10 protein-coding genes are annotated in these 12236 nt (G+C 62.6%); 7 read left to right on the plus strand and 3 right to left on the minus strand.

Translation table 11 applies throughout. From position 1 onward, the window contains the following. Positions 1–194: 194 nt before the first annotated feature. From FJY68_11380 to FJY68_11410, 7 genes are all read left to right on the plus strand, one after another. The gene (locus FJY68_11380) at positions 195–1835 is read left to right on the plus strand and encodes a sigma-54-dependent Fis family transcriptional regulator (protein ID MBM3332429.1); all 1641 of its coding nucleotides are present in this window, start codon (positions 195–197) and stop codon (positions 1833–1835) included. Between the two features lie 455 nt (positions 1836–2290). Beyond that, on the plus strand, positions 2291–3400 hold the full coding sequence (locus tag FJY68_11385) for a glycosyltransferase family 4 protein (GenBank protein ID MBM3332430.1): 1110 nt from the start codon (positions 2291–2293) through the stop codon (positions 3398–3400). Beyond that, positions 3319–4407 carry a DUF4111 domain-containing protein gene (locus FJY68_11390; GenBank protein MBM3332431.1) on the plus strand — a complete coding sequence of 363 codons (1089 nt, stop codon included), beginning with the start codon at positions 3319–3321 and terminating at the stop codon, positions 4405–4407. Before FJY68_11385 ends, FJY68_11390 begins: the two co-directional genes overlap by 82 nt. 6 nt (positions 4408–4413) lie before the next feature. Further along, on the plus strand, positions 4414–5523 hold the full coding sequence (locus FJY68_11395; GenBank protein ID MBM3332432.1) for an ABC transporter ATP-binding protein: 1110 nt from the start codon (positions 4414–4416) through the stop codon (positions 5521–5523). Further along, positions 5520–6350, plus strand: coding sequence for an ABC transporter permease (locus tag FJY68_11400; GenBank protein ID MBM3332433.1), 831 nt, complete (start codon positions 5520–5522; stop codon positions 6348–6350). Before FJY68_11395 ends, FJY68_11400 begins: the two co-directional genes overlap by 4 nt. A gap of 15 nt (positions 6351–6365) precedes the next feature. Next, positions 6366–7274: an ABC transporter permease gene (locus FJY68_11405; protein ID MBM3332434.1), complete on the plus strand. Its 909-nt coding sequence runs from the start codon at positions 6366–6368 to the stop codon at positions 7272–7274. A gap of 105 nt (positions 7275–7379) precedes the next feature. Next, positions 7380–8366, plus strand: coding sequence for a hypothetical protein (locus tag FJY68_11410; protein MBM3332435.1), 987 nt, complete (start codon positions 7380–7382; stop codon positions 8364–8366). A gap of 225 nt (positions 8367–8591) precedes the next feature. Here the strand turns inward: FJY68_11410 and FJY68_11415 are convergent, their stop codons facing one another. The 3 genes from FJY68_11415 to FJY68_11425 form a co-directional block, all read right to left on the minus strand. Further along, complete coding sequence (locus FJY68_11415) at positions 8592–9845, minus strand: tetratricopeptide repeat protein (GenBank protein MBM3332436.1); 1254 nt, start codon at positions 9843–9845, stop codon at positions 8592–8594. Between the two features lie 506 nt (positions 9846–10351). Beyond that, positions 10352–10846: a DUF4411 family protein gene (locus FJY68_11420; protein MBM3332437.1), complete on the minus strand. Its 495-nt coding sequence runs from the start codon at positions 10844–10846 to the stop codon at positions 10352–10354. After that, on the minus strand, positions 10846–11988 hold the full coding sequence (locus FJY68_11425; protein MBM3332438.1) for an ImmA/IrrE family metallo-endopeptidase: 1143 nt from the start codon (positions 11986–11988) through the stop codon (positions 10846–10848). The genes FJY68_11420 and FJY68_11425 overlap by 1 nt, the downstream gene beginning before the upstream one ends. Positions 11989–12236 lie beyond the last annotated feature (248 nt).

A 12236-nucleotide genomic window follows, 5' to 3' on the forward strand; every position in this document is an offset into this window, starting at 1 on the left:
TGCCGACCGACAAATCTCACGCACGTTCCGTCTCATCTCTCTCCATCTCCGCGGAGCAATTCCCGCTGACCGTCTTACCTCTCTCAGGGGGTCACCATGTACCCAGGCCAGAACTGTTCGCGGGCCTCAGTCGCTTGACTTGCGCCTGGTGCTCCATACACTTAACCGGTTGACTGCTACCCCGAGCCAAGGCGATGTCTAGGCCCGTCATACTGGTAGTCGACGACCTTGCGACCAGCTACGAGAGCCTGGTCGCGAACATCGGCCGGTACGACGGAGGCCGGCTGGCGCGCGAATTCGACTACGTCCATCTCGACTGCTTCGCCGCTCTTCGCCAGTGGTACAGCCGGAACCGGTCCCGGTTCGTTTCGCTCATCGTCCAGGACGTGGACTTCACCCATATCGAGGACGAGAAGAAGCTGGTTGACTACCCGGAAATACTCCGGCCCCTGCGGCGCACGCTCGACATCAAGGCACTGCAGGGCTTTCTCATCTACGGCTACCTGCGCCAGAACAACATAGACCGGATCGCGCCCGTCATCTTCGTTTCCTGCCGCATCGGGATGGAATCGACCAGCGAATTCTCGGAGTTCATTATCCGGCCCGGATACGGCCTCTGCTCCTTCGTGCCCGAAGCAGCGGTAGGCGATCAATACTACCCGAAGATCGCCTCGTCCATCGACGCGCTCGCCATCCGACCGCTGACCGACGAACAGCGCAGCCGCTGGGAGACCGAGCATCACCTGGTCATCGGCCGCGCCCGGAAGATGGCATTCCTCGCCTACGAAATCGAGCGAATCGGCCCGTCCGATGCCACCGTCCTGCTGCTGGGCAGCCCGGGAGTGGGCAAAGAGCTGGTCGCCAATGCCCTGCACCGCTGCAGCTACCGTTACGTCGACGGCGATCGCGACCGCCAGTATCCTCTCACCGTCAACATGGCTGCGCTCAGCCCCAACCTGGTTGAAGACGAACTCTTCGGCCACCAACGCGGCGCATTCACCGGCGCCACCGGCGAGCGGGCCGGAATCCTCGAGTCGGCACAGGGGTCGACCGTCTTTCTCGACGAAATCGGCGACGTCGGACAGGAGACGCAGGTGAAGCTCCTCCGGGCCATGGAGTACCATCGCATCAAGCGCGTCGGTAGTTCTCACGAGATACAGATCGACATGCGCATCGTCGCCGCCACCAACCGGACTGTGCCGGAACTGCAGACCCGCTTCCGCCCGGACTTCTATGGCCGCCTGGTCCAGCACTGCATCCCGGTGCCGTCGATACGCGAACGCTGGGAAAGCGAACCGGGCGACACTGTCGAGGCCGACATTCGAGACATCGCCCTTTTCACAATCCAGACGATGAATGCCAACCCCAGGCACAAACGGCAACTGGGGATCGAGCAAACCGCGGTCAGACTCATCCGCCAGGTCGTGCAACAGCACGTTGACGGTAGCGAAGACCTGCTGCACGGGAACATCCGCTCGCTCCGCAACATCATCGAGCGAGCATACGAACGCGCCCAGTACGACGGCAGCGTCGAGATCGGGCTCGGTCACGTGATGCCGGCGCTCGGCATGGCCCGACTCATGAATGGTCAGACGCCCAGACCTGATACGACTGGACCGCAAGACACAGCTAGCGCAGAAGATGACGGCCAACGCCTGACCTCGGACGGCCCCCCGCTCCAGACCGCTCTCGGCACGCTCAACCTTCAGGACATCGAGCGCCAAGCCATCAAAGAAGCCCTTCAGAAGGCCGGAAACAACCAGACCCACGCAGCCGAACTGCTTGGAATCCACCGAGACACGCTTCGGCGCAAGATAGCCGAGTACCACCTCTAGCTGAGCAGTCGTAGTATCCTGCTGCAGCAGAATCAAGCGGCCAGCCGAATTCATCCACGTCGCGGCTTCGTCTCTCTAGGCATGGTTGTCCGTAAGTGATTGAATTTGTTAATCTTGCAGATTCTACTTTGCTGCAAACTGGCTGGCACGACGAATGCACGCAAGTGACCACATGCTGGGATAGCGGTGTGCCATGAGAGTCAGACCGAGCCAAGCTGAGGTTCTCTCCGGTGGGAAGCGCTCAAAAGTCCCCTCCTCACTAGTCAACACTCTCGACGGGGACCGATAGGAAACGCGGCGCACCAGAGCCCACGGTGCGCCGCGCCTCTGTTTGAGGTCCTGCCAGCCCCTTGCGGCTGGACCACAATCCCGTGAGCTTGGGGAGTTCCTCCGAGCGACCACCCGGTGATCCGAATCCTTGACCCGTCCTGCATCTGCCAATAATATGAGCATCAATGAGAATGCTGGTTGTGAACTGGCGCTGCCCCAGGAACCCGCTGGCCGGCGGCGCCGAGGTCTACTTCCAGGAGGTCTTCTCGCGCCTGGTCTGTCGCGGCCACCAGGTGACCCTGCTCAGCGAGCGGTTCGCGGGGTCGGAGCCCGAGGAGGTGATCGAAGGTATTCGAGTCATCCGCGCGGGCGGCAAGTTCACGTTCAACTTCACGGCGGGACGACAGGTGGGACGGCTGGCCGAATCGCTGGGCGCCGACATCGTCATCGACGACCTGAACAAAATCCCGTTCTACTCCCCCTGGCATACGAAGCGACCGGTTCTTGCCATCCTGATGCATCTTTTCCGAGGCAGCATCTTCCGCGAGACCCTGCCGCCGATGGCGGCGTACGTATGGGCGGCCGAAACCATGATTCCGCTCGCGTACAAGCGATGTCGATTCGCCGTGCTTTCCGAGAGTTCCAAGCAGGACACGGTAAGAGTCGGCATCGACCCGGACCGGATAGCCGTGATTCCTCCCGGGACCGACTTCGATCGGTTCAGCCCCGATGGCTCTGTGCCGCGCGAGCCGCTGGTGCTGCACGTAGGTCGGCTCAAACGATACAAGGCGACCGATCACCTGCTGCAGGCGGCGAGGTTGCTCGAAGATCGGGGCGTGAAGTCCACGACCGTGGTCGTCGGCGACGGCGACGACAGGCCGAGGCTAGAGGCGCTGGCGGCGAAGCTCGGACTGGGCGCCAAGGTCCGGTTCACCGGGTTCGTGCCCGAAGCGGAGAAGGTGAACTGGTATCGACGGGCCACGGCATTGGCCGAGAACTCGGTCAAAGAAGGCTGGGGACTGATCGTGATGGAGGCGAACGCCTGCGGGACGCCGGTGGTTGTTGCGGACTCGCCCGGCCTCCGCGATTCATCAAGGGACGGCGTGAATGGCCTGGTGTACAAGTACGGTGACGTCCCGGCGCTGGCCGAGAGGCTGGAGAGGTTGCTGTCCGACCACGCGTTAGTCAACCGGCTCGGGCAGCAGGCGATCGCATGGGCGAGGCAGTGGACATGGGACGGTGCTGCAGACGCCATGGAGAAAGCAGCCGAGACGGCAATCGCGGCACCGAGGTAGCAGCATGGACTCAGAACACAGCGCTGCGATCAACACCCGTCCAATCCGCGACGGAGACGTCGCGGCACTTGTGCAGCTCACGCTGGTGGCATTCGTCCCGGTGTTCCGCTCGCAAGAGAAGGCCGGGTACGTTCCCATGCCGCTGGTCCGATACTTCAAGAGTCTCTAACGCCGAAGGCGGGCGGACCATGCCCGGACGTGGTGAAACCTCGACCCGACTCGCAGGAATACAGGAAGAAGTCGCCGCGTTGCTCCGCAGCATCGCGGCTGACTTCCCCGTCATCCTCAAGGACAACCTGGTCGGAGTCTACCCCTGGGGTTCGCTGACCTACGGCGCGTTCGACGAACGCTGCAGCGACGTTGATGCGGTCGTGGTGACGCGCCGGGATCTGAACGACGAGGAGTTCTCGGCCTTGGAGAAGTGGTTCAGAGAGTCGGCCGGCAGCAACCCGTGGACCGCGAAATTGGACATGCGGTTCGTCATCAACGGGGAGTTCCTCGACAAGCAGTCGCGCTGCTGCGGGTTCTATTCGGGGAAGCTCGTCCGGCACGGGTCTGACGGCAACCCGATCATCTGGCTGAACGTCGGGGAATGCGGCGTGACCCTCTGGGGCAAGGATGCGAGGCAGATCGCCCCGGCGATTTCCGACCAATACCTGAGCGACGCGCTGCTCCTGGAGCTCAACTATCTGAAGGAAGATCTCGCCAGGAACGCCGGTGATCGCTCCGACCGTGCCTTCCGCCACAACGCCTACGCCGTGCTCACTGCCTGCCGCATCCTCTACACGGCGCGCCACCGCTGCATCGTCTCCAAAGAACGCGCGTACAACTGGGCGGTCGCGGCAGTTCCACCGGAGAGGCGGCCTGCAGTCACGGCGGCATGGACGAATCGCCTCGCAGAACACGGGCAGACGACACCCGACCTCGAGCGATACGCTGCCGAGTTCTTGCGGTTCGCCGCAGAAGAGACGAAGCAGGCACTAGCCCAGCAGCCAGAGCTTCGCTGAATCCTGATGAGCGCCGGCTGGACCGGAACCGCACGCCGGAAGGGCCCCGCTCCCTTGACCCGCTGCCTAAACCAGCATATGATTGCGGCCAGCATGAACAGAGACGTGACTGACAGCCCAGCGCTTGAGGTACAGGCGGTAGTAAAGAACTTCCGCCGCGGCCGCGGTCTGAAGAAGAAGATAACGTGCGCGGTGGACGGCGCGACGCTGACGTTGCCGCGCGGGGAGTTGTTCGGTCTCCTGGGTCCGAACGGCGCCGGCAAGACCACGCTCGTGCGCTGCATAGCCACCCTCCTGATTCCCGACGCCGGGACCGTGAAGGTGCTCGGGCACGACGCGTTCAAGGATTCGCTCTACTGCCGTCAGCGCATCGGGCTCCTGACTTCGGGCGAGCGGACGCTCTACTGGAAGCTCTCGGCGCGCGACAACCTTAACTTCTTCGCCGCCCTCTACGGGCTGACAGGTAAAGCCCGCGACAAGCGGGTTGACTTCCTGATTGAGCTCCTGGGTCTGAAAGAGGTCGAGCGCGATCGACTGGAGCGCTACTCGTCGGGGATGAAGCAGAAAGTGAGCCTGGCCCGGGCGATTCTGCACAACCCCGACCTCATCCTGCTCGACGAGCCTTCGCTCGGTCTCGACCCGCAGTTCGCCCGTTTCATCCGGCAGTTCATCAAAGACGAGCTCAACAAGAAGCAGGGCAAGACGATACTCCTGACCACGCACTACATGGACGAAGCGGACGAACTCTGCCAGCGGATCGCCTTCATCAACAAGGGCAAGATCGTCAATGTGAAGACGCCGGAGCAGTACAAGCGCGATATTCCCCATACCGAGGTGCTGGAAATCCGCCTCCAGGGCCAGCCGGACACGGCGCCGATTCAGACTCTGCCCGGGGTCGAACGCGTCGCATCCGAGTTCAAGGACGGCATCACTACGCTCAAGGTTGTGGCCAAGCGCGCCGAGGCGGTGCTGTCCGAGGCAATCGAGCACCTGCGCCAGGGCGGCCGCATACTGGGAATAGACATCAAGCAACCTACGCTCGAGGACGTATTCCTGTACGAGACCGGCACGTCGCTCGGCGCCGACACGGCCGAGAACAAGCCCGAGGCCCAATGAGCCTGTCCGCGACCGCGTACGTCATTCGGGCCGAGATGGCCAAGACGATACGTATTTACTTCTCCTATCCTGTCATCGTCGTTTTCTGGGCGATCTTCCCCGTGCTCTGGGTTTTCCCGTTCCTCTTCCAGGGCAAAGCGATGGTCGGCTCGGGCACGAGCGCCGCGTTTGAGCAGCTCACCGGTTCGGGCAACTACATGGCCTTCATCCTCATCGGCGCGATGGTGTCGAACTTCGTCTTCTCCGGGCTCTGGGGAGTCGGCAACAGCCTGCGCGAAGAGACATACTGGGGCACGATGGAGTACATCATCGCTTCGCCCACACACCCGCTGATTGTCCTCATCGGCAAGACGCTGGCCGAGGCCAGCATTACCACGTGCATCGTCTTCCTGCAGGCTACCATAATCAGCCTCATGCCGTTCGGCATCTCGTTCACGGTCGCCAAGGTTCTGCCGGTGCTCTTGCTCGTCGTCCTGCTGATGCTCGGGTTCTACGGCTTCGCCATCGCCTTCGCCGGGTTCACCCTGCTCATCAAGGAAGTCCACGGCTGGGTCCATACGCTCGAGTGGGTCTTCTTTCTCTTCTCGCCCATCCGCTACCCGGTACAGATGAACCCGATTACGTCGTTCGTCAGCGTGCTGATACCGCTGACCTGGGCGCTGGTCGCCATCCGCGGCATCATCCTGCTCAACCAGCAGGCGGTCGGGTTGTGGAGAATCACGGGAATCCTGCTGGGAATGGATGCGGCGTTGCTGCTCGGGGGCTACTACACCTTCGTCGCGCTCGAACGGAAGACCCGCCGGGACGGAACGGTAGGGATGCACTGAAGAGGAAGTAACCCAGTGATCAAGAGACCCAGTGATCAAGTGAAGGAAGCCGGCACTAGGCCACTTGACCACTCGACCACCTGGCCACTCTTCTTCCGGTTGCGGCACTACGCGAACGCGGTCTGGGCCGAGAACATCAAGGAGTGGAAGCTCGAGCTGACCTACCCGCTCGATTTTCTCCGCAGCCTGATTGACCCGGTCGTCTACCTGCTACCGTACGTGCTCTACGGGGTTGCTCTGGTGGGCGGGCGATTCTCCCCGAACCTCGCGAAGCTCGTCGGCACGACTGACATCGTCAGCTTCATCACCATCGGCTATGTCTTCATCGGGTTTATGAACATGGCCTTGTGGGCAATGGGCTTCAGCCTGCGCAAGGAACAGATGTACGGCACACTCGAGGCGGTGTTCGCCGCCCCGGTGCCGCGCTGGGTCTTCACCATGGGGATGTCGATGCACTCGATACTGCACCAGTTCCTGATGATAGCCGTACAGCTGCTCTTCGTCCTGGCGGTCTTCAACATCAAGGTCAACCCGCTCGGGCTGCTGCCCGCCCTCGCGATGATCGGCCTGATGCTCGTCGCGCTCTACGGCATCGGCATGATCATGGCCTCGACCACGCTCATCTTCAAACAGGGCTGGCTCATCTCCGAGGCGCTCGGCAGCATACTGATGGTGGTAACACCGATTGCCTACCCGCTTGCGGTCCTGCCCGTATTCATGCAGAAAGCCGCGCTCGGGGTCCCGACCACCTACGGCATCCTGGCCGCGCGGCACTTCCTGCTGGGCGAGCAGATGGGCTTCTCGGTCGGCGCTGCGTTCCTCCGCGTGGCGGTGCTGTGCGTCGTCTGGGTCGTCTTCGGGCTGGTGATATTCGCCGCTATCGACCGCTCTACCCGCCGCAGCGGCACGCTGAGCCACTACTAGCGCGGAAGTGATCCAGTGATCAAGAGATCCAGTGATCGAGTGGAGGATTCCGGCACTGGACCACTAGACCACTCGACCACTAGGCCACTTCCTCTCGGCATTTCTATGGGCGACCCGGCCGGCATCGGGCCGGAGGTCATTCTCAAGTCCCTGTCCCGGACTCCCCGGCTGCGGTGTCGCCTGTTCGGGTCACGCAGCGTGTTCGCACGGGAACAGAAGCGGCTGGGCACCAAGGTCGACCTCTCCTGCGTCGAGGACGTTGCCGGTCGGCTCGGTGTTTTCAAGATGGGACGGGCACAGCGGAACTGCGGCGCTGCCGCACTTGCATGCCTTGAAGCCGGGGTCAGGGAGCTCAGAGACAAGCGCCTATCCGCGCTCGTCACCGCGCCGGTCTCAAAGGAGGCGCTGCGCCAGGCCGGCTTCAGGTGGCCGGGCCAGACTGAGTTCCTGGCCGAGCGACTGGGTGCGAGACGTCACGCCATGCTCGCGTGGACCCCGAAGTTCAAGGTCGTGTTCGTCACCATCCACGAGCCGCTGGCCCGTGTCAGCCGGCACATTACTGCAGCCGCCGTAGCGGAGAAGGTGGAATTGCTCTGCCGATTCCTGAAGGACAGCGGCGTCAAGCGCCCGCGAATCGGCGTGATGGCTTTCAATCCGCACGCCGCCGAGTTCAGCCTCGGCGAGGAAGAACGCATCGCCGCCGGCATTGCCCGAGTCCGCAAGGCGGGCATCAACACGACCGGTCCCATCCCTGCCGACGCCGCCATCGCCAACCTGATGAGAGAGGGTTCAAGGGTTCGAGGGTTCGAGGGTTCGGGTTGCCCGACCGGAACCCCGGAACCCCGGAACCCCGGGACCCCTTCCTTTCACGGCTTCGTCGCCATGTACCACGACCAGGCGATGATTCCCGCCAAACTGCTTGGCCGGGACCAGGGCGTGAACCTTACGCTCGGGCTCGGCCGGGTTCGTACCTCCCCGCTGCACGGAGTCGCTTTTGACATCGCCGGCCAGGGCAGGGCGTCAGCCGGTTCCATGACAGCCGCTATCCGTCTCGCAGGACGGCTGGGCCGCATCGGCTCTCGCCAGGTTTAGTTCAGGAAAACCAAAAGGAGGCGGGGACGGTTGGGGTGGAACTCAAGCGGCTATTTGATTTGACTACCTCATAGAATGGGGGCATCCTAGGAGCTAGCGGAGGTTGAGATGCTCTTGCCGCCTGACTGACCGTCTCCCGCCTCACCAGTCAAGCAAGCTATTATACCTCCCCCTGCACGGACTGTAAAGGACGGTGTGGGGATTCCTGACTTGACCGAGGTCTTGTCAGAAACCGGCGTCGGCGCGGTCCTGACCAGAGAACCGGTCCTGGTAGCGGCGCCAGGCTTCCTGGCGGTTCCGCTCCATCTCCTCAACGGCGGCCTGTGCTTCCTCGTTGCGGCCCAGGAACAGGAGTGAGTCGGCCAGCGTCACATAGGCCGACTGGTCGGAAGGGTTGAGCTGGGTAGCCCGACGGCAGGCCTCAATCGCCCGCTGATACTCACCGCGCTCGAAATGGAGCGATCCCAGCAAGCTGAATGTGTCCGGGTTCTCAGGGTCCAGCTTGTTCGCGGCCGCAGCGGCGGCCATGGCCTGGTCCAACTGCTTCGACTCACGGTGCAGATTGGCGAGACGCATCAGCAGTTCCGGGTCCTTCGGGTCGCGGAGGACCAGGGCCTCGAGGGCGGCCTGGGCCTCGCGCCGCATGTGGAAATACTCATAGAACCCGCTGGTCAACTCCGGCTCGTTGCCGAACTTCAGCTTGATTGCCTCATACCGGTCGAGCGCTTCATCGAACTTGCCCAGCCGGTTCAGGCAGTCCATCTGGTAGAAATAGGGCGCTGGTTCGTCCGGCTCTTCGGCCAGGGCGCGGCCGAATTCGGTCGATGCCTCTTCGATCATGCCGTCCAGATAGTAGTCCCGGCCCAGCTTCTCGTGAGGGTTCTCGATGCTCGGGTCGATCGTCTTGGCCCGCACGTACTCCTCCAGCGCGCTCTGGTATTCCCCGCTCATGGCGTAGGCCACGCCCAGCGAAACGCGGGCCCGGACGTTGTTCGGGTCGAACTCCAGCGCCCGGCGGAACGCGGCGACGCCCTTCTCTTCGTCGCCCGAGTACTCATGCAGGATGCCGAGCCCGATCTGGATATCGAGATCGCCCGGCAACTGCCGGAGTGCCTGGTTGAACAGGTCCTCGGCCCGGGAGAAGTTGGACAGGTAGAGATACCGTACCGCCTCACAGGCGGTCGTGTACGGGTGCCGGGGGTCTGTCTCTAGCGCGTGGGCGCAGATATTGTCGAGCGTCTCCTCCTCGGAGAGCAGGTCGGCGCAGAGCGCGGCCAGGTAGTGAATGTGCAGATTGGTCGGGGCCAGGTGCAGCGCTTCGAGCAACATCCCCAGTGCCTCGTCCTCGTCTTCGCGGTAGAAGGCCGCGCGCGCCTGGCGGAACAGATGGCTCGCCGTATGAACCCGTCCGGGCTCGCCCGACTGGCGTCTGCTCGCCTGGCGATCACGGTGCCGGCGGGGACTGGGGACCGACTCCACTACTAATTGTAGATGGCAGGAAGCGGTTGGGCAAGCGATATCTTCAGATCGCCGGCGAGCTCAGACGTGAGATTCACAACCAGCCAAAGAGGCACGGAGATCATCTAGCACGGGACTCGCTCCCTCGTTCAGTCGGACAGCTGTGCGAACCCGCGGCTGTGCCGTGTTGCGTCGAGTGGGTGGTCAAAATAGAATAGCGGGAGGGACACTCTCGCTATGATGGTTCCATCTAAGGGAACTCCACTCAAACTACCAGTCCGTGTCCGGGCTTTGGACACTTCACTTCTTCCTCTAGCCCTCCCCACCTTGTCCACTTATTCAGACGCAGGAACGGACTCAGCGGTGCGGCGGTCGGAGTCAGGACATGCGGCCCCGCGGCTCAAGAGGTTACTGCCGCGTGGCCGGGATTCCACATGTCAAATGGGCGGGCGCAATCGGGAGATGGCTTCAAGCTCTCCCAGAGCCGACGGACGGCCCTGTCTCCGAGATTCCCGCAGAGGTACCGCTCAAGGACTTGGCCCCAGGATGAAGCGTGCGCGCTCGAGGCGTAGCATCTCGTAGGGCGTCATACACTTGATGTTGAGACCGATGCAGGCATCAGGAATCTTGATCTTCCGCGTAGAGGCTGAAGGTATCTCATGCGTGACAACCGTGTGCCTGCCGGCGCGGGCCTGCGCGACGAGGTAGTAGTCGGCCACCTGGAGAAAGGTGCTCACGGCGGCAGGTTCGTAGCGCTGCCCTGTGGCCCAGGCGCTCACCGCGCCCAGGGAAGGAACCGCGGATGCATCGGGCCGGAGGAAGAACCCCGCTCCCCGTGCCCCGGCCCATGCCGACAAATCGTCCGCCAAGGCCAATATCTCGTCCCCGACCTTCTCGATGCTGAAGACTCTCCCGGCGGCGTTGTTCTCGACAAGCCAGTCCCAGAACGCCGGGCAGAAGTCAAGCCCGTAGTGCAGGTTCTTGGCGCTGATGAACACGTTGGCATCGAGTACGTAGGCCATCAGGCGCCCAGTCCCAGGCTGCGCCCCAAGTCCTCGAATGTGGACATTTTCTTGAATCCGAGCAACCGGAAAGCCTCTGTGAAGGAAGATCTACCTTCCAGTGTGCTGACTACTAGAGCGCGGGCGAACCGCTTGCTGGCTCGCGCACCCAATGTCAGATAGAAGTTGCCGCCGCTGCCCTTCGGCAGCGCGCGCAATCGTGCGAGTTCGTCATCATATGCAGTCCAGTATGCGTCCCGCGTCAGCCCGCCCGCGTCGTGCATACGGCGCAGAATCACCAGCGTGCTGACTTTGAAGCGTTTCGCTAGGCGGGCAGTTTCCTCGCGCAGCTCTGCGCGACGGTCGTACTCGTCGCGGAATAGGTTCAGAGGCACGAGCAGTTCGGCAGCAACATGATTGCACCAGCGTTCCACTTCGTGATCCGGCAACAGGCCCGCCTGTACGTCAGAGAGGGCCGACTGGCCCAGCCAGATGTGAACCAGCTCGTGCGCCAGCGTGAACATCTGCGCGGCTTTGGTGTCGGCGCCGTTGACAAAGACAAGCGGGGCGACACTATCGGACAGGGCGAACCCCCGGAACTCCTGCGGGTCGAGCTTGCGCCGGTTGTTGCTACCCACGACGCCACTCACCATGACCAGCACGCCTAGATCGTCGGCCTGCTCTATGAAGCGGCGGAGCGCGTCGGTCCACGTCGGCTGCCGTCTACGTTCCTCAACGTCGAACCCAAGTGCGTGACGGATTCGCGCTGCGGTCCTGACCGCGCCCTGAGCGACCGTGACCGAGCCCACAAACGCCAACGGTGTGCCACCCATTGCCAGCTCGAAATCCCTGTACCACTCCTGACGCTGCTGGCAAATGTAGAGAGTGTCGAGCAGGTTCGGGCTTGGGCGTCTTACCTGTGCGTTCGCGACCGTGCGAAAATCCGGAATCGGCATGGTCTCGACCGGCCGCTCTTTCAGAAACAGGAAACCGAGAGGAGCGTGAGTTGCCCTGGCGAAACCTTCAAGCTGCTTTAGCGTCGGCTGCGAGTCGCCGCGCACCCATGCCGGAAGCTGAGGAATGCGGTGTGCCAGCTCCGCGATGGTGAAGCCGGCCCGCTCACACGCCCAGTCTAGCAGCGTCGGAACGACCTGCACTCTCAGCATGGTTGGATTCTAGGATTCGGAGACGGGCGTGTCAAATGGGCGGGCGGAATTGGGGCGTGGTCCCGATGCCCTTGACGAGCTTCGTATTGAGAAAAGTAAGGTGTCCCCGTTTCTGGGCCGGTCGGAAGCGGCTGGCTGAGCGCGTCCCACAACGCCAGTTCCTTCATGTCCAGATACGTGGGTTGAGCAGCCCACTCACCCGCTTCTTCCTGAGCCAACGCCGTGATCAGACGCAGACAGGCTGC

The sequence above is a fragment of the candidate division WOR-3 bacterium genome (assembly GCA_016867815.1).
Classification (GTDB): Bacteria; Hydrothermota; Tepidihabitantia; order Tepidihabitantales; family Tepidihabitantaceae; genus UBA2258.